This window comes from Sorangium sp. So ce131 (assembly GCF_051519095.1).
Taxonomy (GTDB): Bacteria; Myxococcota_A; Polyangia; order Polyangiales; family Polyangiaceae; genus Sorangium.
Genome location: NZ_CP150455.1, coordinates 6,236,160 through 6,258,914, shown reverse-complemented (window position 1 = coordinate 6,258,914; position 22,755 = coordinate 6,236,160). Strand labels below are relative to the sequence as shown.

The following is a 22,755-nucleotide window of genomic DNA, read 5'->3' as shown; positions in this document are numbered from 1 at the left end:
GCTCAGCGCTTCTTCGCCGCCGCCTTCTTCGCCGGAGCCTTCGTCGCCTTCTTCGCCGCCGCCGGCGAGGCCTTCTTGGCGGGCGCCTTCGCCGCCTTCTTCGCGACACCGGCCGCGGCCTTCTCCGGAGATACCTTCTTCTCCGCCGAGGCGGCGGGGGCCTTCCTCACCGCGGCCTCCGCCGAGGCGGGGGTCTTCCTCGATGAGGCCTCCGCCGAGGCGGGGGCCTTCCTGGCCGCGGCAGCCGCCGGGGCGGGCGCCTTCCTGACGGAGGCCGGGGCCTTCCTCGCCGCGGCGGCGGTCTTCTTCGCGGGCTCCTTCTTCACGTCCCGCTCCGCCACGGCCTTGCCCTTCGCCTTGCTGCTCGCGGGAGGGCGCTCCTCCGCCGGCTCAGATGGTCTGCGCGCCTTCGCGCGTGCCGCCGGCTTCCCGTCCTGCGCCTCGTCTTCCTCCGCGACGTCCTCGTCCTCGTCGAGGTCGTCTTCGTCCTCGTCGTCGAGCTCGTCCTCGTCGAGGTCTTCGTCTTCCTCGAGGTCCTCGTCCTCGTCGAGGTCGTCTTCGTCCTCGTCGAGGTCCTCGTCCTCGTCCTCGTCCTCGTCGAGGTCGTCGTCGTCTTCGTCCTCGTCCTCGTCCACGACCGGCGGCGCAGCCTCACGGCGGCGGGAGGCGGGTGCGTCGCCGCGCAGCGGCGTCGAGGCCGGGCTGCCCGCCGCGACGAGGGCGTCCGGCGACTCGCCGAGCAGCGAGGCGATGTCGCGCGTGAACGCCGTCATGTGGCTCTCGACCTCGAGCGCGTCCTGCTCGGAGAGCGGGGTGAGCTTGAGCCGGAGCGTGCGGTCGCCCGCGAGCTCCCACGACGCGGCGCAGCCTCCCTCGCGCAGCATCCGCGAGGCGATGGCGTCGAGCCGCTGGCGCAGCCCGCCGCGCGCGCCGACGTCGACCTTGCGCGGCAGCTCCAGGCGGCGCTCCATCGCCGGGAGCGTCACCACCCGCGCCTCCACGAGGTCCGAGAGCTCGTCGGCCACCGCCTCCTCGAGCTCGAGCCGCGCGTCGGGATCGCTTCCCTCCACCGCGAACGTCGCCTCGCGGAGCTCCGGGTCGTAGGCCGTCATCTTGCCGCCGGAGCTCGCCGCCGCGCGCGCGAGCGCCTCGCGCAGCACCTCCACGGGCGCGCGCTTGCCCACCGTCGAGGCCACGTACCCGAGCATGTCGAGGCGCACCTGCACCGGGCCGCCGTCGTCCTCTTCGGCGCTCTCGGGCCGCGGCCCGAGCAGCGCGTCGCGCATCACCCGGAAGACGTCGCGCTTGATCACGTTGTCCTCGGTGAAGATGTCCTCGACGTGCTCGGACTCCATGAGCGTGCTCGTCAGGCTCGCGACGAGCTCCTCCACCTGGTCGTCGATCTCGTCGGTGCCGAAGGTGGTCGTCACCTCCCCGTCGACGATGGCCCAGGGCTCGAGCCGCGGCGCGATGATCGCGATGTCAGCGGACATCTTGTCCTCGAGCTCGCGCGCGAGCGCGGTCGCGCCCCCCCTGGCCACGAGGATGTGCCCGTGCGCCTTCAATGCATCGACGATGCTCGTGGAAAGTCGGCGGGAGAGATTGCGCTCGTTCACGAGGCGCGCAGCTTACACGTTTTGCGCGGCCTGGCGATACGAGACCGCGGGCCCGCCGCGCTCAGGGGTCGTTCTCGATCACCTTGATCAGCACGCCGCCGAGCCGCTCCGGGATCGCCGCGCGCGCCGCATCGGCTCCCCCCGACCGGACGCTGACGCGGACGATGAAGCCGACCCCGTCCTCCCGCTCGACCCCGATCCCGACACACCAGGGCTCGCCGCCGATCTTGGCCTTGAGCTCGTCCTTGGCCCGCCGGGCCGATCCCACATCGCTCATCTCGTTCACCTCTCCTGGACTCTCGCGCGAGGCCGCACCCCCGCGCGCTCATTCGCTGTATCCGACCGCCAAGACCTGCCACGTCGCGGGCGCGTCGGCGACATCGACGATGCTCGCGGCGAACAGGCCGCTCGCGGACGGCGCGAGATCCCCGCCCGCGACGGGGACATGGCTCATCCCGACGATCTTGCCGTCGGCGCCGTGGAGCGAGACGATCGCGACCACGGACCTGGCCACGAAGGCCGATTCGTTCGTGATCCTGCCCTCCAGCCGGTGGGGGCTCTGCCCGCGCCTCGGCGTGAACTTCGTGTCCGCGATGCTGAGCTTGGCGAGCTCCCCCCGGAAGGACGGCGCCGCCGGGGCGATCTCGGCCTTGAGCGCGCCCTGCGCGGCGGGCCTCTGGGCAAGGAACGCGCACGGCACCTTCTCGCCCGGCGGCAAGAGGCGCACCTGGGCCGCACAAAGGCCGGTCTCGAGGGCGACGCCGCCGGCGCCGTAGAGCGTCACCTTCGCGCTCGGGGAGCCGATGGGCGCGGTCCCCGTGTTGTGGATCTCGCCGAGGACGTGGTGGAGCTTCCCGGCGCTCGCGGGGAAGCTCCGCAGATCGCGGATCTCCGCGCGGATCACCGGCGCGGGGCCGGCGTCGCCGGGCGCGCCGAGGCCGGAGGCCGGCGCCTCCGGGGGCAACGGCGCAGGGAGCTCGGCGAGCCGGCCGGCGCCCTTGCCCGAGGAGGCGTAGTAGAGGAGCGCCGCGCCGACGAGGATGCAGACCAGGAACACGGCCCCGCAGCCGACGCCGAGGATCAGCGCGAGGTGCGACCGCTTCGGCGGCTCACGCGCCGGCGGGCCGTGGAAGCCTCCCGGCGGAGGGGCGCCGAACCCCTGCGGAGGTTGGCCGCCGCCGCCAGGAGGGCCGTAGCCGCCGCCGCCAGGAGGGCCGTAGCCGCCGCCGGGAGGGCCGTAGCCGCCGCCGCCGGGAGGGCCGTAGCCGCCGCCGCCGGGAGGGCCGTAGCCGCCGCCGCCGGGAGGGCCATGGCCGCCGCTGCCAGGAGGGCCGTAGCCGCCGCCGCCGGGAGGGCCATCGCCGCCAGGATGGCCCGGCGGGTAGCCGCCAGGGGGATGGTTCGCCGCGCCGCGCGGCGCGCCCTGCGGATCCATGGCGCCGGCAGTATCCGTAAAAGCGGCCCGCCGGATCAACCCCGCAGCGCGCCCGGCTTCAGAGATGCTTGCGCGCGATCTCGGCCCAGGTGCCGGTCGGCTCGATCTCGAGGTACCTGCGCCAGCACGGGCGCGCCTTCGCCGGATCGCCGACCTGCTCGTAGGCCATCGCGAGGTTGTAGTAAGCGTCCGCGAAGCGCGGATCGCTCTCGATCGCGCCGCGGAAATAGCGGATGGCCTCGGCCGCGCGGCCGCGCTCGAGCATCACGTAGCCGAGGTTGTACTGCGCCTCCGGCTGGGCGGCGTCGAGCTGGAGCGCCTTCAGGTAGAGCGCCTCGGCCTGGTCCTCCGCGTTGCGACGGAAGCAGATGTTGCCGAGGTTCGTGTAGGCGATCGCCAGCCACGGGTCGATCTCGAGCGCCCGCCGGTAGAGCGCCTCGGCCTCGTCCATCGTCGCGGGATCCTCGTCGAGCTGGCTGGCCTGCATGTAGAGCTCGTAGGCCGTGCGCGCGCGCTCCCTGCCCACCTTCGGGCGGAGCACGCGCACCACGTCGTCGCGCAGCTCCTTCACCTCGAAGTCGAGCACCATCTGCCCCGTGAGCGGCTCGAACGCGCCCGACGCGCCCCGGACCACGACCGCCTTGCCGTCGAAGGCGACGCGGAGCTCGGCGAGGGGGCGCGTCACCCTGGGCAGCGCGGCGCGGATGTTGTCGATCGCCCGCGCGACGTCGCGCAGGCGCACCTTGCGGGCGAGCAGATCGCGCGCGGCGCGCAGCGCGATCAGGTCCGAGAAGGTGTACGCGCGGCGCCCCCGCCGGCGGCCGCTCGGCGGCGCGATGCCGGCGCGATCGAGCGAGCGCAGCCGGCCGGGCGAGATCCCGAGCAGCCGCGCGACCTCCGGGCCGGTGAACATGTCGGTGACCGGCTCGCGCGACGCCGGCGCGGGGAGCGGCGCCTCCGGATCGCCGGCCTGCGGGGCGGGCGAGGGCCCCGTCACGCGCCCGCCGCCAGGGCCGAACACGACGTGGATCACCTTGTCGGAGTCGCCGGAGGCGGAACGGTCCTTCTTGCTCATCGCAGCGTCGCCGGCTCGGCGCCGAGGATCGGCCGAGGCAAAGCGTGTCGTGTGGAGCATACCCCGCCACGAGCCGGATAGCTCCCGTTCTTCACGTGTACACGTGCGTCAAGAGGGCATCGCATGTCGCTCCACGTTCCTATCACGCGCTCCTTTTTCGCGTTCCCAGTACGCGTTCCCAGTACGCGTTGCCTGTACACGTTCCGCGTTCCGCGTTCCGCATTCCGCGCGCATCACGCGCGCGAGGGCCGCGCCGTCCTGACCAGCACGCGCGCCGTGACGTCCACGGTCAGCGCGATCGCGGCCGCGCTCGCGCGCGGGGCGAGGCCGCAGCGGATCTCGGCCTGCAGCGGGCCGAGCGGGCCCCCCGCGCGCGCGGCCGCCTCGCGCTGCGCCACGCGGAGCGCCCGCAGCCGGAGGTGCGGGTCGAGCGTTATCGCCCGGTCGAGCGCCTGCTCCAGCGGCCCCGCGCGCGGTGTGTCCGGCGGCAGCGCGACCAGGAGGCTCGTCGATCCGTAATAGACGAGCGCGCCGCCCTCGTTCCGGGTGCTCCCCTCGCTCAGCACGTCGGCGTGATCGAACAGCGCGCACAGCCGCCCCGCCGAGCACGCCACGAGCTCGACGCGCCGGCGCTGGAGGAGCGGCGGACACTCGATCTTCGCCAGACCGGGACCAGGAAGACGCGCGCGGAGCGGCATTGCGATCGCGATCGTGGCATCGTCTCATCGACCGTTCCCAGAAGCGCGCGGCGTTTCTCACAAAGTTGCTGCTGCGATCAATTTTGTGCGGGACGCCGAGGGCGCGCGGGCCGCGGCGAAGTTGGCCACGCGCGGCGCGCCTTGCCAGGATGTGCCCCGCGCGAAGGAGCGCGAAGGAGCGACGAGCATGAGCTACACGGGCACGGAGCGCCGGAGGCACCGGGTCTTCATCACGCGCAACACGGAGTATCACGTCCGCGACGACGTCTGCGTGGCGGTCCGCGACCGCGCCGCGCGGAAGTTCAGGACGGCCCACCTCGCGCTGCACCTGAAGCTCCAGGGCGCGGTCCGCATCAACGAGAATGGCGTCGTGATCCCGGAGCCGAACAACGCGCGCGTCGGCGCGCCCATCTACTTCACCCAGGCGGACCCGGACGGGCTGGAGCGGCAGATCGTGACGAGCCGCGTGGAGCGCATCGAGCGGCCGGAGAGGCAGCTCGTGCAGCAGTACCCGTCGTGACGTGGTGAGGGGGTGGCGTCGCGGCGCGTGACGTCGAGGCGCGCGGCGCGCACCCCCGGCGACGCCGCGGCCCACGACGTAGCGGCCCGCGGCGCGGACGCCTGGATCGGCCGGGTCAGCCGATCAAGCAGAAGCCTTCGTAGTCGATGTAGCTCGTGATGGTCGGCGACTCGCCGCAGGCCGGGCAGTTCTTGTCGCGGCGGAGCTTGAGCTCGCCGAACTTCATCTTCAGCGAGTCGTAGGTGAGCAGCCGGCCGATGAGGGGCGACCCCTGGCCGAGGATCAGCTTCACCGCCTCGGTCGCCTGGATGACGCCGATGATCCCGGGGAGGATCCCGAGCACGCCCGCCTCCTGGCAGCTCGGCGCGAGGTGAGGCGGCGGCGGCTCGGGGTAGAGGCACCGGTAGCAGGGCCCGACGCCCGGCATGAAGGTCGTCACCTGGCCCTCGAAGCGGAAGATGGAGCCGTGGACGACCGGCTTCTTCTTGAAGACCGAGGCGTCGTTCACGAGGTAGCGGGTCGGGAAGTTGTCGCACCCGTCGACGATGATGTCGAACTGGTCGAAGATGCGGTCGACGTTCGAGCTGTCGACGCGCTCCTGGAACTTCACGACCTTCACGTCGGGGTTCAGGTCGCGGATCGCCGTCTCCGCGCTGTCGACCTTGGGCTTGCCCACGCGCGAGGTCGCGTGGAGGATCTGGCGCTGGAGGTTCGAGTTGTCGACCACGTCGGCGTCGACGAGCCCGAGCGTCCCCACCCCGGCGGCGGCGAGGTACAGCGCCGCCGGGCTCCCGAGGCCGCCGGCGCCGAGGAGGAGCACCTTGGCCGCGAGCAGCTTGGCCTGGCCCGCCTCGCCGACCTCGGGCAGGAGCAGGTGGCGGGAGTACCGGTCCCGCTGCGCGTCGGTGAGGTTCGGCGGCTGCTCGACCGGATAGTTCAGGTCCTTCCAGCGGACGAAGCCCGGGTTCGCGCTCTCGACGTTCGTGTAGCCGAGCTCCTTGAGCGTTTGCGCGGCGAGCGCCGAGCGCGTGCCGCCGGCGCAATAGGCCACGATCGGCGCCGACTTGTCCGGCAGCTTCTGCTCCACTTGCATCTCTAGGAAGGCTCTCGGGATCGAGATCGCGCCCGGGATGTAGCCGGCGCGGTACTCCTCCTTTTCGCGCACATCCAGGAGCACCGTCGGGACCTTGTCGTCGAGGCGGCGCTTGAGATCGTTGAGCGAGATCTCGCGGATGGACTTGCGGACGTCGGAGATGAGGTCGCTGTAGGTCTTGGGCATCGTGGCTCCTCGGAGACCTGGAGACTTAGGTGCGCGGGGCTACGAGTCAACCGGGATGTCGAGGGCGGCCCGCGCCGCGGAGCGGGCGGCGGTGCGCGGAGCGGGCGGCTGCAGTGCGGAGCAGGCGGCGGCGGCGCGGAGCGGGCGCGGCGGCGGGCTACCGGGTGCGCGGCAGGAGCTCGGGCCGCGCGCGGAGGGAGGCGAGCGGCTCTTCCTTCTGCATGCCGCCCGCGCACTGGATGCGCGCGGCGCGGCCGGCCGGGAGCACCTCGACGATCGTCGCCGGCTCGTTCTCCGCGGCGCAGAGGGCGAGCACCTTGGTGCCCGGGGCGAGGCGACCGCTGCGGAGCTGCTTGCGCGACAGCTTGACCTCAGCGTCGTCCGCGAGCCGCTGGACGATGATGTCGGCGCCCTGGACCTCGCGCACGACGCCGAGCTCGAGCGTCGGCTGCTTCTCCCGGAGCGGCCCCCACACGCGCTCGCCCTTCAGCTGGTCGTTCGGCGGCAGCCAGTCGGCGGTCGGCTCGACCGCGAGGCGCTCGATCGGCACCCACCCGATCGCGGCGTCGAGCACCGCCGTGAGCTGCCCCGCGCCGGGGTCGGCCTCGGTCACGAGGGCGCGGGGCTTGGCCAGGCCGACGACCCACACCGCGGTCGAGGGCGCGAGGCTGCGCTTCGGCTCGGCGTCGGCGTTCGAGGCGGGCGCGACCGCGACCGTGCCGTGGGTCCAGCGCTTGTCCGGCTTCTTCATGGGCTTCATCCGGAGCCGCAGCGCCTCGACCCACGCGCCGAGGGCGGCGTGCCGCCGCGCGAGGGCCTCGGGCATCGCGCTGCTGCCCGGCAGCGCGGCCAGGCCGGGCGCGAGCGTCTCCCACCCGAGCAGCGCGATCGCCGCGTCGAGCTGCTTCAGCGTGGCCGCCGCGTCCTGCGCGCCGAGCGCCTTGCCGGCGAGCTCGGCGAGCCGCGGCGCCGCGGCGCCGCGGACGCGCTCGAGGACGGCGCGGCCCTGCTCCTCGGAGGCGTCCCCCCGCTTCACGGCGGCGTCGATCTTCTCGACGGCGCCCGCCCAGCTCCCGGCCGACACGTCGGCCTCGACCTGGCCATGGAGGGCCTCGACGAGGGTTTCGTCGAGCTCCGCGGCGAGCCGGTCCGCGCTCGCCGTGCCGAGCACGGCCCGCGTCGGCGCCGCCGCGAGGAACGCGCGCGCCTCCGCGAACCGGCCGGCGGTGGTCGCCGCGTCGACCTTCTCGTTCGCGCACGCGACGGCCTGCGGCTGCACGAGCCGCTGGACCTCGCGCGCGAACGCCTCGCTCCCGAGCTCCTCGATGCGCGCCGACAGCTTGCTGAACGCGGCCTCGCATTGCTTCTGCTCGAGCGCTTCGGCCGCGTCGGTCGCCCAGAGCTTCGCCTCGCGTTTGTCGAGCCGCTCCCGCAGCTCGGTGATCTCGTACCGATGGGAGTCCACGTTGAGCGCGCTCGCCTTGTCGAGCAGCGCGCGGGCCTCCTCGTAGCGCCGGTCGGACACGGCCCGGCCCGCGTCGTCGATGAGCCTGCGGCTGTCGTCGATGCGCGCGAGCTCCGCCGTGACCGCGGGCCGCGGCGCGGGCCGCGCGGCGGCGTCGGCGGCGCAGCCGGGCGCGGCGGGGATCGCCGCGAGCGCGAGGACGAGGAGGAGAGGGCGGGCAGGAGCTTGGCGCGGCGGTCCCGGCGAACGCATAGGCTGGACTGTTCCACCCCCACGGGAGGATCGTCAATGCCGCCCCTCGTGGGAATGCCTTCCTTGACCCTGAAGCCCTCACGCTCTAGGTGAAATCCGCGTGAGCGACGACGATACGCGCGGGACGGGGGCTCGGGCCGGGGACGACAAGGGCGGAGAGCGCGTCTTCAGCGCGCCGAAGATCACGATCAACCGCGTCTACACGCGGCAGGGGGACGGCGGGCTCACCCGGCTGGTCGGCGGGCAGCAGGTGCCCAAGGACGACGCGCGGATCGAGACCTACGGCACGGTCGACGAGCTCAACGCGCTGATCGGCGCCGCGCGGCAGACGCTGCTCGAGCTCCTGCCGTCCGCGCCCCCGGGGAGCGCCGAGCGGCTCGGCGGGCTCGGGCGCACGCTGCTCCGCGTCCAGCACGAGCTCTTCAACCTGGGCTCGATCCTCGCGACGCTGCCGGAGGACGTGCACCCGAAGCAGCCCCGCGTGACCCAGGCGGAGATCGAGGCGCTCGAGGGCGAGATGGACCGCTGCCAGGAGGACCTCGCGCCGCTGCGTTCGTTCGTCCTCCCCGGCGGATCGCGGCTCAACACGGACCTGCACGTGGCGCGGACCGTGTGCCGCCGGGCGGAGCGCTGCTGCGTGCGGCTCGCGCAGGCAGGCCACGCCGATCCGATGGCGGTCGGCTACTTGAACCGCCTGAGCGACGCCCTCTTCGTCTGGAGCCGCTGGGCGTCCGTGCTGCTCGGCGCGCCCGAGATCCTCTGGGAGCCCGACGCCTCGGCGAGCGGCGGCAAATCGCCCGGGTCCTGATCCGAGGCGCCCCGGTCGGGCAGGAGGCGCGCGACGACCGCCCACGCGAGCGCGACGTAGGCGTAGCCGAGCAGCGCGTCGATCAGCCAGTGGTGGTTGAGGTAGATCGCCGCGAACAGCATGAGCGCGGCGTAGGTGATCTGGAGGGCCAGGGACGGCGCGCTCGCCCGGCGGTACGTCGCGAGGATCCCGTAGAGCGGGTACGTGACGTGGAGCGACGGCAGCGCCCCGTAGGCGGTGGCGCCGCGGCTGTAGAGGTCGCGGAAGTAGTGGACGCCGAGCATCACGTCCACGCGCGAGAGCGCCGCGGGGGAGCTCTCGACGGCCGGATCGATCGCGCAGCCGCGGGCCTGCACGTACCAGGGCGGCGCGGCCGGGAGCAGGCGGTAGGTGAGGATGCCGAGCAGGTGCGTCGCGAACGCGAGCCAGGCGAACCGGCGCGCGAGGGCGGCGCGGCGGCGGTAGAGGTGGAGCCAGTGCGCGACCATCACCGGCACGTAGCCGCCATAGGGGAGGGCGCACAGGAGGTCGAGCGCGGGGCGCTCGAGCCGCGCGAGCAGCTCGTTCGGCGTGAGCAGCCGCCCGCCGCGCCGCACGCCGAACAGCGCGAGCTCCGCCGCGCGCAGCTCGCACGCGAGGACGCGGCCCGGCGCGGCGAGGCCGCCGAGCTGCCGCACGCCGTCGTACACGAGGAACACGAGCAGGAAGGGCAACGCGTTCAGGAAGAAGCGCCGCGAGCGCCGGCTCGCGTAGGCGCTCGCGGCGGCGACGGCGGCCACGGCGAGGTGGTCCCAGCGCGCGGCGCCGCGGCCCGCGAGCGCGGCGGCGTAGGCGAGCCACGGCAGCGCGGGCAGCCACCACACGGGCCCCCAGAGGGCGCGCGCGTGCCGCAGCAGGCTCACAGCGGCGCGCTGGAGGGCTTGCCGCCGCCGAGGAGGCGCGGCCGCCCGTCGCTTCCGCCGCGCGCGGTCGCCCTCGGCCCGGGCAGCTCCGCGGCGTCGGCGGCCGCGAGGCAGGCGCGCGTCCGCTGCACGAGCCGCAGGCCGGCGGCGAGCGCGACGCACGCGACGAAGGCGACGCCGGCGATCGTGATCGGGAAGGGGAGCGCGCCGGTCCACCGCGCCGCCGGCACGGCCGGGCCGAAGAAGAGCGCCGCGACGAGGTAGGCGAGCCGCTCGTGCCGGCGCATCAGCCCGTTCGGGAGCGAGATCCGGTAGATGTCGGCCTTGGCGCGCGCGTAGCTCACGAGCGACGAGGCGACCATCGCGACGAGCGGGACCGCGAGCCACGCGGCGCGCTCGCGGTAGAAGAGGGCGAGCCCGATGAGCGGCGCGGCGTCGGAGAGGCGATCGACGCACGAGTCGAGCACCGCGCCGGCGCGCGACGCCCTGCCGCCCGCGCGCGCCACCATGCCGTCGAGCGCGTCGAGCGCGGCGCCGGCCACGAGCAGCGCCGCGCCCGCCCGGAAGCGCCCGGACGCGAGCAAGGGCGCGCAGGCGAGCGACAGCGCGAGCGAGAGGTAGGTGAGGGTGTCCGGCGAGACGCCCAGGCGCACGAGCGCGCGCGCGGGGGCGTGGAACGACCAGTAGACGGCCTCGACGACGGACCCCGGCAGCAGCGCGCTGCCGGGGGAGTCGCCGAGCCGCGGCATCGCGGGGCGGCCGTGGCGCGCGACGCGCACGGCGTAGGCGCCGAGCACGGCTGTGCAGATTAGGATCGCCAAGGCGCAGGGGAGCAGGACCACGGCTGGGGCGATTGCAGGGTTCGATCCGCGCCGGCGCGGGCGGTCGAGCTGGACGCCGTGGGCGATCCGCGCCGGCTCAGCGACAGCTCACGCGCGAGAGGCGGACGCCTTGATCCTTCTCCGCATACGCGACGCCGAGCTCCCGGCCTGTCCAGGCCATCGCCGGGAACCGGGCGTGCGCCTCCTCGCTCACCACGAGATCGACGCCGGTGGGCGTGAGGTCCGGGCTCAAGATCGTCACGATCACGGACGGATACCGCTCTCGGAACTGATAGTACGCGACCGCCAGGCCGCTCCCGGTCCACGCGGGCGCCGGCCAGTTCGCGCTGCCTCCGCCGTCGGAGACGAGCGCCTCGCGGGACATCTCGCCCTGCGCGGAGACCCGGATCGCGCGGATCTGCTCCGTGCCGGTCCGGGTGTCCTCCCACACCACGAACGCGTCGTCGCCGCCGAGCGCGACGCGCGTCAGCTGCGCGGCCACGCCCTGATACAGGACCGGGTCGATCGCGGGGCTCTCCGGATCGAGCCTGGCGAAGCCGATCGCGTCGCCCTGGGCCCAGGCCAGGGCCGTCCGGGCGCCCCCGGCTGCGACGGCCGGGAACCGCGCCTGGTCCACGGGCATCGCGCTGCTCAGCGCGCCGATGCCGAGGAGCTTGAGCTGCGAGCCGCGCGTATCCATCCACGCCACCACGACGCCGTCCTGGGTCGCGGCGCCGAGCGGCCAGGCCTCGGCCGCGCTGCTCTGGCCCACGTCGAACGCGCTGCCCTCCGGGACCCCTGCCAGCGTGGCGCGGCGGCCGCGCACGAGGCTCCCCGCGCCGTCGCGGTCCTGCCAGAGGACGAGCAGGCCCTCGCCGTCGCGGTGGACGCTCGGGTGGCTGGAGACGTTCGGCCCGCCGTCGATCACCTCTTCCCGCACCCTGTTGCCGTCCGCGTCCAGGGCGGCGAGGTGGATGTCGCCTCCGTCGGCGCCGCGCTCCTGCCAGGCGACCGCGAAGCCCGCGCCGGTCCAGGTGATCGCGGGCGTGGTCCCGCCGCCTCGGCTCACCTCCAGGCCGCGGGCCTCCACCGTGCAGGCCGCGCCATGGCTCGCGCTCCCTTCACCTCCCGCGCCGGTCCCTCCCGTGGCCGCGCCGGTCCCTCCCGTGGCCGCGCCGCCGCTGCCTCCTCCGCCGGAGCCGCAGCCCCACGCGGCGGCGATCGCGGCGATGAGCGCCGCGCCGATCGAGCCGACTGTCCAGTACCGCATTGTTCCCCCGTGTATGGTGTGAGAGGGCCGGGGCGCGGCGCGCGCCGTGCGAGGCCGCGCCCGAGGCCCGGCGGTCGGGTCCGACGCGGCGGCTCCCTCCGCGCCGGGACGGCGGGACGTGGGGCGCCGTGCGGGACGACCGCTGCTCCCCCGTTCGATGTCCGCTGGGTCCGCCGGTCGCGGGCGCAGCGCCGCGCCGATCGCTCATCGCGCGCGGCGCCGCCGCTCACGAGCGCGCGGGTCAGGCGCGCGCCGAGCGGCGGCGCCCTCGCTGGAACGCGCGCCGCGCGCGCGGTTCCGACGTCGCTACTCGTCGGCCTGCTGCGGCTGCAGCGCCTCGGCGACCGCCGCGAGCACATCCTGCGCGGCCTCGAGCTTGCGCCGGGGCACCGCCTTCAAGGCCTGTCGCACCGCCGCTTCGACCGTCCCGGTGCGGAGGCTGTCGAGCTCGCGCCCGCGCGCGGTGAGGCCGAGCAGCGCGCGGCGGCCGTCGTTCGGATCCATCCGGCGCTCGATGATGCCGCGCTCCTGAAGCCGCTTGAGGACACCCGTCAAGGTGCTCGGGTGCAGCTGCATGATCTCGGCGAGCTGCCCGGCGGAGATCCCGGGGTAGCGCCCGACGATGCGGATGACGAGCCGCTGCGGCCCCGTCACGCCCATCTTCGCCTCCATGCGCTTCGACGTCGACTGCAGGCCGTGATCGACGGCCCACAGGAGCTTCATGAAGTCGAGCACCTCGCCTAGCCGGGAGCTCTTCTCTGACGGGGGTGCGGCTTGAGAGGAGCGCATCGCCGAAGCTTGCTAGCTCGCCCGGACGCAGGCCGCCAGGGCTGGCCGCACGGGGCGCGGTCCTCCGCGCGGCGGACGCGCCGGGGCGAGGTTCTCCGGGCGCGCGCCCCTTTCGGCGGACGCGCCGGGGCGGGGGCCTCGACCGGCCCGGCGCCTCGCTGGGAGCTCGTGGGCGAGGGGAGGGGAAGGGGAGGGGAAGGGGAAGGGTAGGGGGAGGGAAGGCGAGCGGCTCACACCCGGCCGCCGCTGTCGCCGCGGCCGTCGCCGCCGCGCTTTGCCGTAGCGCCGCGCGCCGATTTCGGAGAAAGATCGACGCTGATGAGCTGGGCACGGCGAGCCGCTCCATGGATCGGGCTCGGCGCGCTGGTCTGTGCTTGCGCCGCCGCCGGCCGAGCGCCTTCGCTGCGCGCCTCCTTCTCGGCGGCGTACCGCGCCTTCCGCGATCCCGGCCTCCTCGACCGCGCGCCGGCCGACGTCCCCGCGCCGGGCGCCTGCCAGCTGCCTCCGGTCGAAGCGCCGCGCGCGCTCGCGCCGCTCCACGTGCGCGAGTTCGAGCCGGCGGCGGACGAGGATCTCGACGATCCCGGGGGGGCGGCGCTGGCCACCCTGAGGATGCCGGACCTCGACGTGCCCCTCACCCGGCGCACGATGCGGTTCGTCCGCTTCTTCGCCCAGTCGGAGGAAGGGCGGGCCGTGTTCCTGCGGCGCTTCCGGCGCGCCGGCGCGTACCGCGAGATCGTCGAGCGCTCGCTGCGCGAGGCGGGCCTGCCCGAGGATCTCCTGTGGGTCGCGGCGGTGGAGAGCGGCTTCGATCCGCGGGCGGTGTCGCCGGCGGGGGCGGCGGGGCTCTGGCAGTTCATGCCGAGCACGGGCGCGGCCTACGGGCTGGAGCAGTCCGAGTGGATCGACGCGCGCATGAGCATCGCGCGCGCCACGCACGCCGCGGCCGCGCACCTGCGCGACCTCTACGAGCGCTTCGGCCGCTGGGACCTCGCGCTCGCGGCGTACAACCTCGGCCACGAGGGCGTCCTGCGCGCGCTGTCGCGCGCCGCGGCGGCGCGCGATCCGGAGGCCCGCGGGCCGATCGGGCACGCCGAGCTGGCGCAGGCCGGCGCCATCCCGGGCGAGACCGCGGACTACGTGCCGCAGATCGTCGCGTTCGCGCTCGTCGCGGCGAACCGCGCGCGCTTCGGGCTGGATCTGCCCGACGTCGCGCCGCTCCCCGCGCTCGACCTCGGCGAGGTCGCGGTCCCGCCGGGGACGCGGCTCTCGACCATCGCGCGCGCGGCCGGCATCTCGACCGCCGTGCTGCGCGAGCACAACCCCGAGCTCCTGCGCGAGCGCGTCCCGCCGGGCCGCAGCGACCACCTCATCTCGCTGCCGGCGGATCGCGTCGCGCGCGCCCTCGCCCTGTTCCCCGCCTACCTCGATCACGAGGAGCTCGGCGAGGACGAGGGCGACGGCGTCTCGGCCGCGCCGCGCGCGGCGGGCGGCGCGCTCGACCCGGACGGCGCGGGCAGCGCGCTCGCGCTGGGCGGCGCCCCGCTGCCGCCCCGCCCCGCGTCGCTCGGCAGAAACCGCCTCCCGCTCTTCACCCCTCCCGGCCAGGCGCCCGCGCCGATGCCGCTCCTCGGCAACTCGGAAGCGCTGGAGGCGAAGCTTCCGGTCGTGATGATCGCGAGCGGCGTCGGCTGGCGCCCTGCGTTCGCGGACGACCCGCTCGGCCTCGTCAGCGGCCGCATCGTCCCGGCGTCGTCCTTCGACGTGCCCGCAGGCGCGGGCGGCGCCGGGGCCCTCAAGGGCCGCGAGGCGGCGATCGAGAAGCAGCTCGGCTTCCTCGCGGAGCTCGGCCGGGAGCAGGTGCAGCGCTTCCGGCTCCCGAGCGGCGTCGCGGTCGACCTCCGGGAGGACCCCGCCGCGCCGCTCGTGTCGATCAGCGCGGCCCTCGCGGTCCCGGAGCAGCCCGCGGGCGAGGCCCGGGGTGGGGCGCTCGCGCTCGCCAGCGAGGCCCGCGTCGCGATCGCGGTCCCTCCGCGCGACCTCGACGTCGGCGTCGACCTCATCGCGGCGCGGCTCAGGCTGCTGCTCGGCGAGGCGAGCGCGGCGCGCCTCGCCGAGCTCCGGAGGCAGGCCAGCGCGGCCTCGCGCCGCGCGCTCGAGCGGACGCCCTACGGCCCGTCGTGGATCGCGCTCGGCGAGGCGCTGTTCCCGGCCGGCCACCCGCTCGAGGGCACCTTGATCGGCGCGCGCGACGACGCGAGCGCGGCCAGCGAGCTCCTGCTCACCGAGTCGCTCCGGCGCGAGCGCGCCGCGGCGCAGGCGACCATCGCGCTCTCGGGCGACGTCTCCCGCGCGGCGGTCGAGCAGGCGCTCGCGCGCTCCCTCCAGCGCGTCGCCGCGGAGCCGGAGCGCCCGGTCGGGCCACACCCGCGCGAGGAGCGGCTCGTCGTCGAGGACGCGGTGCCGGCGCCGCGCCTGCTCTACGGCTGGATCGCGCCCCCGGAGGGCGGCGCCGACGAGGCGGCGCTCCGGATCGCCATGGAGATCCTCACCGGCCCCCGCGTCGCGCGGCTCGCCAAGGCCCTCGTCGCCGAGGGGCAGATCGCGTCCGAGGTGACGGGCCGGCTCTCGCTCGGCGCGCGGGCGAGCGTGGCGGCGGTGGAGCTCACCCCCGCTCCAGCGCGCGACGTCGCCGAGGTCGAGCAGCGCCTCGACGCCGAGCTCGCGTCGCTCGCGACGTCCGGGCCGACCTGGAAGGAGCTGGCCCTCGCCAAAGCGCTGCTCAAGCTCGATCTCGAGCGGGAGCTCGCGCGGCGCTCCGCCGTCGGGGCGCCGCCAGCGGTCCCTCGGCCGGTCACGGAACTGCGGCTGCGCGCCGCGCTCGACCCGGGCGGCTTGCCGCGCCTGCTGCGCGCGCTCGAGGAGGTCGAGCCGGCCGACGTGCGCGCCGTGGTCGCGCGGACCTTCGGCCGCGAGCACCGGGTGAGCGTCACGACCTGGCCGCGCGTCGGCGGCGCCGCGGCGGACGTGCGCGCCGCGACGCCCGCCCCTTAGCACGGCCTCCGCCCTCACGCCCGGATCTCGTCCGGACGAGCACGATCTGGAACGCGAGTGTTCAGCGCTCCGACGTGCCCGCCTGTTTTTCGAGCATGGACTTATGGACAGGTATGGACAGCTGGCAGCAGTTGGAGATACCAAGGCAGAATGACAGGAGTTGCAAAGGCGTTGATGTCTGCGGCGCCAGGGGGCGAGGGCGCCGCACATCTCCAGGACAGCGTCTATCGACCTGCCCTGTCATTGCCGGCAGAGGGAGCGACGCCGGTGCCTCTCGTGGCGCGCGGCGCCGGCGCCGAGCGCGGGGTGAGGGCCCCGGCGTGGGCCGCCGCCCCGGCGCAGCTGGACAGCTCCGGGGCGCCCTCGCTGATCCACCGGGTGCGCGACATCATCGCGCTGAACGATCAGCCGGAGCTGCGCAACCTGCTTATCACCCAGTGCTATCACGACCTCTCCGCGGAGCTCGTGAAGCTGCTCGGCGGGCGCAACGCCCACTGGTGCACCTTCGCCACGTGGGCGTCGAAGACGGCGGGGCGGTTCATCCGCAACGAGGAGGTGCCGGCGACGCTCCGGCGGCTGATCCTCTCGGAGGAGGACGAGGCCGATCTCCCCCCGCGCGCCAGCGGCTTCGCGATGATCAAGCCCTGGTGGGGTTACGGCCTCGGGCTCATGGACATCCCGGAGCGGATCCTGCTCGAGCTGAGCCTCGACATCGCCGTCGGCAACCTGAAGGTGTTCCAGGAGCTCGGGCCGCTGTTCGCGCGCATGATCGAGCTCTACCGCGACTGCCCGAAGCCGGACGACGCGCGGCTCGCCGCGCTGATCGAAGGCCTCCAGCCGGGGCCGTCGCCGACGGGGGGCCAGGGGCTGCTGCGCAGCGCCATGATGCATTACCACGCGGCGCTGCTCACGGACGATCCGGACAAGAAGGCGGAGCTCATCCTCCTCGCCAACGCGCGCGTCGGGCTGCACGAGCAGGTGCGCCTGCAGCCGTACATCGCGCGGGCGATCGAGGCGCCCGTCCGCTGCATGCGCGCCGCGCTCGGCACGCCCGGGCGGCGCCTGCCCGAGGCGCTGCGGTCGATGGTCGCCGACAAACTCGAGAAGCTGCAGGCGCTGTGGTGCTCGGTGGCGACCAAGGAGATGATGACCATGGGCCTGCCCGACGAGGTCCTCGCGCTCGGCGCCGATCTGCCGCCGCCTCCCGGCTCGCCGCTGCACTGCACGGAGCTCGCGACCATCGAGGACAGCGACCTCTACGAGCTCCTCCGCACGTACGACGCCCATGATCAGACGACGAAGGGCAGCGGCGCCAAGGACTGGACGTCCCTGAACGATCGCATGAGCTATATCCTCGAGCTGTTCCGCTCGCGGCAGTGCTGCCCGCGCCTCCTGGAGCGGCCCTTCAGCGGCGAGCAGCACGCCGAGATCGTGGCCTGGCGGATACCGAAGCCGCACCACGGCGAGCTCTGACGCCGCGCGGTGCGCGAGCTCTGAAGCTCTGACGCCACGCGGTGCGCGTGCGCTGGCGGCCTCGTGGGCCGCACGCCGCGTTGCTACGCGCGCTGCTCCTTCTCGTCCAGCGCGTCCAGCGCGTCGGCCGCCGAGCTCGCGCGCGCCCCGCGGCGCTCCGCGAGCTGCGCCATGAGGCCGAGCGCGCCCTGGCGCTCGGCGATCTCGCGCCCCTTCCGGAACGCCGCTTCCGCCTGTGCCCGCGCCTCGGCGGGGGACGGCGCCCCGCGCGCGAGGGCGATCTCGCCCTCGATCCGGTAGAGCTCGGGCTCGAAGTAGCGCTCGTCGCTCTTCTCGACGAACGCCAGCGTGTCGGCGAGCAGCGCGCTGGCCTCGCCGACGTTGCCCGCGCCGAGCTCCGCCTCGATGAGCGCCGACCGCCAGTACGTCAGCGACACGCGGCTGCCGACGCCGATCAGCATCGCCAGCCCGCCGCGGATGCGCGCGGCGCCCTCCGCGTAACGCGCCCGCGCCGCCTCGCCGGCCGCCCCCTGGGCGGCGCGCGTCGCCATGGCCCAGCCGAAGTCGATCTGGCTGAGCGCCCCCCAGTGGGGCATACCCACCTCCTCGGAGAGCTTGCTGAGCTCGAGCGCGTGCGCCTCCGCGCCCGCGGGATCGCCGAGCAGGCAGCAGAGCACGGCGGCGAAGTGCTCGACGAAGCCGCGGCTCACGGGCTGGTTGAGCTCCTCGCAGAGGGCGAGCGCCTCGTCGATCGACGCCGTCGCCCGCTCCGGCTCACCGAGGTGGAAGGCGATCCAGGCGAGGTGGGAGAGCGAGAACGCGGCGGCGTCGTGGCCGAAGAGGAAGGCGAGCGGCAGGTGGCGCGCGGGATCGTAGATCGAGAGCACCTTGTTGAAGTGCTCCCGGGCCTCGCGGAGGCGCCCCCGGAGGAAGCGGGTCGCGCCGAGCGCCTGGTGCGCGCCCAGCGAGATGCCGGCGTCGCCCGTGCTCTCGGCGAGCGCGAGCAGCTGCTCGCCGTGCTGCTCCGCGAGCGCGTAGTCGCCGCGGACGTGGAAGAAGATCCAGAGCCCCCACAGCGCCGGGAAGAGCTGCGGCGACGCCCCCGCCTCGCCGCAGAGCGCGTGCGCGCGCGCGTACGCCGCCTCGACCTCCGGCGCGGCGTAGCCCCGCGTGATCATCAGCGGCACGCCGAGCGTCGTCTGCAGCGTGATCTCGTCGCGCGTCCGCTCCTTCGACTCCGGCAGCTGCTTCAGGAGCTCGAGCCCGCGGCGGAGGTGGCTGATCGCCTCGGCGTGCGCGGAGGACACGAGCGCGGCCTCGCCCGCGCGCTGCCAGGCCGCGACGGCGGGGCCGATCAGCGCGGCCTCGGTGTAGTGCCGCGCGAGCAGCTCGGGCGGCGTCTCGGGGAAGCGCTCGGCGAGGACGGCGGCGATGCGCGCGTGGTACACCTGCCGCGTGCTGCGGAGCAGCGACTGGTAGGCCGCGTCCTGCACCAGCGCGTGCTTGAACGTGTACGTGGCGCGCGGCGGGCGCGCCCGCTGGAAGAGCAGCTCGGCGTCGACGAGCTGCGCGAGCGCCTCCCGCAGCGCCTCGGGGCTCGAGGCCGCGAGCAGCGGCTCCGCGCCGGCGCCGCCCGCGCAGAGCTCGAGCGCCTCGTACCCGAACGAGCGCCCGAACACCGCGCCGAGCTGGGCGACCTCCTTGGCCGGACCGAGGCGGTCGAGGCGCGACATGAGCGAGTGCTGCAGGGTGGTCGGGATCTCGAGCGCGCCGATCCACCCGAGCCAGGAGCTCGGCGATCCGGGCAGCTCCCCCGCGGCCGCCTTCGCGGCGGCCGACTCGAGCACCATGCGCGTGAGCTCCTCCGCGAACAGCGGGACGCCGTCGCTGCGCTCCGCGAGCATCTGCACCATCTCGCGCGGCAGCGAGGCCGGCACGGAGGGCGCGCCGCCCGCGGCGAAGGCGCCGGCGAGCTGCTGGACGAGCGACGCCATCCGGTCGGCGCCGAGGGGCGCGAGGTGGATCTGCGCGAAGTGGGATCGCATCGGCCACGGCGGCGTGAACGTGGGTCGCGCGGTCAGGAGCAAGAGGAGCGGCGACGGCCTCCCCTCCTCGATGAGCCGGCCGAGCAGCTCCAGGGTGGACGGGTCGGCCCAGTGCAGGTCCTCGGCCGTGAGCACGAGCGGCTGCCGGTCGGCGAGCCCGAGGAAGAGCTGCAGCAGCGACGCGATCGTCTCCTGCCGCTGGCGCTGCGGGGTGAGCGCCGGCATCGCGTGGCGCCCCTCGACCGGGATGGACAGCAGCGAGGCGAGCAGCGGCGCGGCGAGCGGCCCTGCCTCCACGTCGGCGAGCAGCCGCTCCAGCCGCGCGAGCCTGTCGCCGCCCCCGTCCGGGGTGGCGCCGCTCGGCGGCGCGACGCTGCTCGACGGCGCGGCGCTGCTCGACGGCGCCGCGCCGCTCAGCGTGCTCGCGCGCTCGCGGTCGCCCGTGAGCAGCGCGTTGAGCAGCTCGATGACCGGATAGAACGCGCTGTTCTGGAGCTGCGGCGAGCACCGCGCCTCGAGCCACAGGTGCGGCGTCCCGGCCAGCCGGTCGCGGAAGGCGCGCACGCTCCTCGACTTGCCGATGCCGGCCTCGCCCGTCATCAGCACCACCTGGCCGGCGCCGCCCGCGGCCCGCGACCACCGGGCCGCGAGCTGATCGAGCTCGTCTTCCCGACCGACGAGCGGGGTGAGCCCCTGATGCATCCTCGCGTCCAGCCGGTCCCGCGCCGTCGTGCGCCCGTGAACCGCGAAGACCTCGATCGGCTGGCGCGCGCCCTTCGGGCTGATCTCGCCGAGCGCGTCCACGTGGTAGTAGCCCTCGATCAGCTTCTGCGTGGCGCGGCTGACGAGCACCGTCCCCGGCTCGGCGTGCGCCTTCAGCTGGGTCGCGGCGTTCAGCGTCGGACCGGCGAGCGACGGCGCGGCGTCGCTGTCCGCGACGACGACGATCCCGGTGTGCACGCCGACCTGCACGGCCAGCGGCACGGAGGTGAGCTCGCGCGCGTTCAGGCCGGCCATGTGCTCGACCAGGTCGAGCGCCGCCTGCACGGCGCGGATCGCGTCGTCCTCTCGCGCCACCGGGTGCCCGAAGTACGCGATCGTCTCCTCGCCGGGGGAGCGGAGGAAGACCCCCTCCTGCGCGCCGATCACCTGGGCGCACGCCGCCTGGTACATCTGGACGAGCTCGTGGAACGCCTCGCTGTCGACCGTGTCCGCGATGCGCTCGGCGCTGGCGAGCCCGCAGACCAGGACGGTGAGCTGGCGGCGCTCGCCGCGGCCGGTGCCGGTCGTGTGGCGCATCCCGGGCGGGTAGCTCGGGCGCGACGTCGCGTTCAGGGGCGGCGGCGGCTGCGAGCCGCGCGGGATGGTGGCGCCGGGCGGGAGCGCCGCGCTGCGGATCGGCCGCGCCGGCTCTCCGCCGGGCGCGAGCATGCGGCCCGCCATGGCGAGCGTCGGCGCCGCGGCCAGCCGCTCGTCGTGCCGCTGCTGCTCGAGGCTCTTCGGCGGCGCGCTGTGCGCCTGCACGATGACGGAGGGCACGTGCTGCGTCTCCTGGTTGGCGTCCTCGTACGCCGCGCGCGTCGCGATGGCGCCCTGCTCCAGCGCGCCGGCGCGCCCCTGACCGGTGGCGCCGCGGCCTGCGTCGCTGGGCAGCGGCCACGGGATGTCCGTCACGTCGCACGCCTCCAGCAGCTCGTAGGCGTCGCGCGCGGACCGGAAGCGGTGCGCCGGCGACTTGGCGGTCGCCCGCTCCAGCAGCGCGCCCAGGGGGTGCCCGCGGAGGGCGCGGGGGATCGGCACCGGCTCGGGGCTCAGCTGCCGGAAGATGACCTCCGCGACGGTCGCCTCGTGCATCACGGGCGCGCCGATCAGGCACTCGAGGAAGGTGAGCCCCCACGCGTAGATGTCCGCCGCGGCCGTCGGGGTCGACTGCACGAGCTGCTCCGGGGCCATGTAGGCCGGCGTCCCGTTGAACTCCCCGGTGGGCGTCAGCGCCCGGTAGTCAGCGGCGCGCGCCTCGCCGATGAGCGCGGCGATGCCGAAATCCAAGACCTTGGCGTGCGTCCGCCGCCCGGAGCCGGCGACCATGACGTTGTGCGGCTTCAGGTCCCGGTGCACGACGCCGCGCTCGTGGGCGAAGCCGACCGCGTCGAGCACCTGCAGCATCAGCCGCTTCGCCTCGTTCGGCTCGATGCCCCGCGTGCGCTGGCAGCGCGCGGTCAGCGTCTCGCCGTCGACGAACTCCAGCGCCAGGTAGAGCTCGCCATCGGGCAGGCGCCCGGCGTCGAGCAGCCGCACGATGTGCGGGTGGCTCAGCTGGGCGATGACCTGCATCTCCCGCTCGAAGCGCGCCTCTTGCGATCCGCTTTCACGCGCGCGACGCAGCGTCTCGGGCCGCAGCAGCTTGAGCGCCACGCGCTGGGTGGTCACGATCTGGCGCGCCTCGTAGACGACGCTGTGACCGCCGCTGCCCAGGTGTCCGAGCACCTGGTAACGGCCGTCCACGAGCGCCCCGACCTCGAGCAATCCATCGCGAGCGGGCATCTCCTGATCTCTTACCGCCGAACGCGGCCGGAGGGGATCGCGAACACCGCCGCCGGCCCAGGTTGAGCGCTCGCGGTCGCACCTGAACCGCAGCGACCTCGAGGGCAGCGTCCGGCCGGTCTGGCCGCGTGAGATGCCCGCCCCTGCCATGCGCGCGGTGAGCTCCGTGTGCGCCGGGCCGCCCCGGCAGGCGACCGGGATTACTTCGGCTTGAGCGCGTGGTGCGGAAGAACGAGGTCTGATACCCTCGCGCTCGATGGGCAATGCCCCGCATTCCGGCAGCATGCCGCCACCTTCGAGTGGTCGGGGCCAAGGGACGCTCCTCTACGCCGTCGACGATGAGGAGAGCAACCTGGACCTCATGGAGCGGGCGCTCCGCTCCGGCTACCAGGTCCGCACCTTCGGCGATCCGCGCCGCGCGCTCGCCGCCGCGGTGAAGGAGCCGCCGTCCGTGGTCGTCGCGGACTACCGGATGCCTCATTTCAGCGGGCTCGCGCTGCTGCGCGAGCTGCGGCGGCAGGGGCTCAGCTACGTGCCGGTGCTCGTGTGTGCGCCGACCGACGTGGAGCAGATCCAGAAGATCTCCCGGGAGAGCGCGACGTTCCGGATCATCACCAAGCCGTGGATCGCCTCGGACCTGCGCCGCCAGGTCGACCTGGCCGTGAGCCTGCACCAGCTCCATGCGGCCCGGAACCTCCGCTGAGCCGAG

The 22,755-nt window shown here is 74.6% G+C and carries 16 protein-coding genes and 1 pseudogene; 5 read left to right on the top strand and 12 right to left on the bottom strand.

What is annotated here, in order from left to right; all coding sequences use genetic code 11:
• Nucleotides 1–2: 2 nt before the first annotated feature.
• From WMF43_RS22805 to WMF43_RS22785, 5 genes are all read right to left on the bottom strand, one after another.
• A complete protein-coding gene (locus WMF43_RS22805; RefSeq protein WP_437683235.1) occupies nucleotides 3–1,616 on the bottom strand; it encodes a hypothetical protein in 1,614 nt (537 codons plus the stop codon).
• A 61-nt stretch (nucleotides 1,617–1,677) separates the two neighbouring features.
• Complete coding sequence (locus tag WMF43_RS22800) at nucleotides 1,678–1,893, bottom strand: hypothetical protein (protein WP_437683234.1); 216 nt, start codon at nucleotides 1,891–1,893, stop codon at nucleotides 1,678–1,680.
• A 48-nt stretch (nucleotides 1,894–1,941) separates the two neighbouring features.
• The gene (locus tag WMF43_RS22795; RefSeq protein ID WP_437683233.1) at nucleotides 1,942–3,051 is read right to left on the bottom strand and encodes a hypothetical protein; all 1,110 of its coding nucleotides are present in this window, start codon (nucleotides 3,049–3,051) and stop codon (nucleotides 1,942–1,944) included.
• Between the two features lie 58 nt (nucleotides 3,052–3,109).
• A complete protein-coding gene (locus WMF43_RS22790) occupies nucleotides 3,110–4,126 on the bottom strand; it encodes a tetratricopeptide repeat protein (RefSeq protein ID WP_437683232.1) in 1,017 nt (338 codons plus the stop codon).
• Nucleotides 4,127–4,359: 233 nt separating this feature from the next.
• Nucleotides 4,360–4,824, bottom strand: coding sequence for a hypothetical protein (locus WMF43_RS22785; RefSeq protein WP_437683231.1), 465 nt, complete (start codon nucleotides 4,822–4,824; stop codon nucleotides 4,360–4,362).
• Between the two features lie 187 nt (nucleotides 4,825–5,011).
• Here WMF43_RS22785 and WMF43_RS22780 point away from each other — a divergent pair, with 187 nt between their 5' ends.
• Complete coding sequence (locus WMF43_RS22780; protein WP_437683230.1) at nucleotides 5,012–5,344, top strand: hypothetical protein; 333 nt, start codon at nucleotides 5,012–5,014, stop codon at nucleotides 5,342–5,344.
• Nucleotides 5,345–5,459: 115 nt separating this feature from the next.
• On the opposite strand, the gene moeB is transcribed toward WMF43_RS22780, so the two are convergent.
• Nucleotides 5,460–6,623: a molybdopterin-synthase adenylyltransferase MoeB gene (gene moeB, locus WMF43_RS22775; RefSeq protein ID WP_437683229.1), complete on the bottom strand. Its 1,164-nt coding sequence runs from the start codon at nucleotides 6,621–6,623 to the stop codon at nucleotides 5,460–5,462.
• A gap of 157 nt (nucleotides 6,624–6,780) precedes the next feature.
• Nucleotides 6,781–8,340: a hypothetical protein gene (locus tag WMF43_RS22770; protein ID WP_437683228.1), complete on the bottom strand. Its 1,560-nt coding sequence runs from the start codon at nucleotides 8,338–8,340 to the stop codon at nucleotides 6,781–6,783.
• A gap of 100 nt (nucleotides 8,341–8,440) precedes the next feature.
• On the opposite strand from WMF43_RS22770, the gene WMF43_RS22765 reads away from it, so the two are divergent.
• On the top strand, nucleotides 8,441–9,148 hold the full coding sequence (locus WMF43_RS22765; protein WP_437683227.1) for a cob(I)yrinic acid a,c-diamide adenosyltransferase: 708 nt from the start codon (nucleotides 8,441–8,443) through the stop codon (nucleotides 9,146–9,148).
• A gap of 50 nt (nucleotides 9,149–9,198) precedes the next feature.
• Here the strand turns inward: WMF43_RS22765 and WMF43_RS22760 are convergent.
• From WMF43_RS22760 to WMF43_RS22745, 4 genes and pseudogenes are all read right to left on the bottom strand, one after another.
• A pseudogene (locus tag WMF43_RS22760) lies at nucleotides 9,199–9,744 on the bottom strand (phosphatase PAP2 family protein); the annotation flags it as partial.
• A gap of 302 nt (nucleotides 9,745–10,046) precedes the next feature.
• A complete protein-coding gene (locus tag WMF43_RS22755; RefSeq protein WP_437683226.1) occupies nucleotides 10,047–10,847 on the bottom strand; it encodes a CDP-alcohol phosphatidyltransferase family protein in 801 nt (266 codons plus the stop codon).
• Nucleotides 10,848–10,968: 121 nt separating this feature from the next.
• The gene (locus WMF43_RS22750) at nucleotides 10,969–12,141 is read right to left on the bottom strand and encodes a hypothetical protein (protein WP_437683225.1); all 1,173 of its coding nucleotides are present in this window, start codon (nucleotides 12,139–12,141) and stop codon (nucleotides 10,969–10,971) included.
• Nucleotides 12,142–12,447: 306 nt separating this feature from the next.
• Nucleotides 12,448–12,930, bottom strand: coding sequence for a MarR family winged helix-turn-helix transcriptional regulator (locus WMF43_RS22745; RefSeq protein ID WP_104981903.1), 483 nt, complete (start codon nucleotides 12,928–12,930; stop codon nucleotides 12,448–12,450).
• Between the two features lie 318 nt (nucleotides 12,931–13,248).
• Between WMF43_RS22745 and WMF43_RS22740 the strand changes: the two genes are divergently transcribed.
• Nucleotides 13,249–15,984 carry a transglycosylase SLT domain-containing protein gene (locus WMF43_RS22740; RefSeq protein WP_437683224.1) on the top strand — a complete coding sequence of 912 codons (2,736 nt, stop codon included), beginning with the start codon at nucleotides 13,249–13,251 and terminating at the stop codon, nucleotides 15,982–15,984.
• Nucleotides 15,985–16,251: 267 nt separating this feature from the next.
• Nucleotides 16,252–17,457: a hypothetical protein gene (locus WMF43_RS22735; RefSeq protein ID WP_437683223.1), complete on the top strand. Its 1,206-nt coding sequence runs from the start codon at nucleotides 16,252–16,254 to the stop codon at nucleotides 17,455–17,457.
• An 83-nt stretch (nucleotides 17,458–17,540) separates the two neighbouring features.
• On the opposite strand, the gene WMF43_RS22730 is transcribed toward WMF43_RS22735, so the two are convergent.
• Nucleotides 17,541–22,046 carry a protein kinase domain-containing protein gene (locus WMF43_RS22730; protein WP_437683222.1) on the bottom strand — a complete coding sequence of 1,502 codons (4,506 nt, stop codon included), beginning with the start codon at nucleotides 22,044–22,046 and terminating at the stop codon, nucleotides 17,541–17,543.
• 283 nt (nucleotides 22,047–22,329) lie between these two features.
• Between WMF43_RS22730 and WMF43_RS22725 the strand changes: the two genes are divergently transcribed.
• Nucleotides 22,330–22,749, top strand: a complete 420-nt coding sequence (locus tag WMF43_RS22725) for a response regulator (protein ID WP_234023919.1) — start codon at nucleotides 22,330–22,332, stop codon at nucleotides 22,747–22,749.
• The last annotated feature ends 6 nt before the right edge of the window (nucleotides 22,750–22,755 follow it).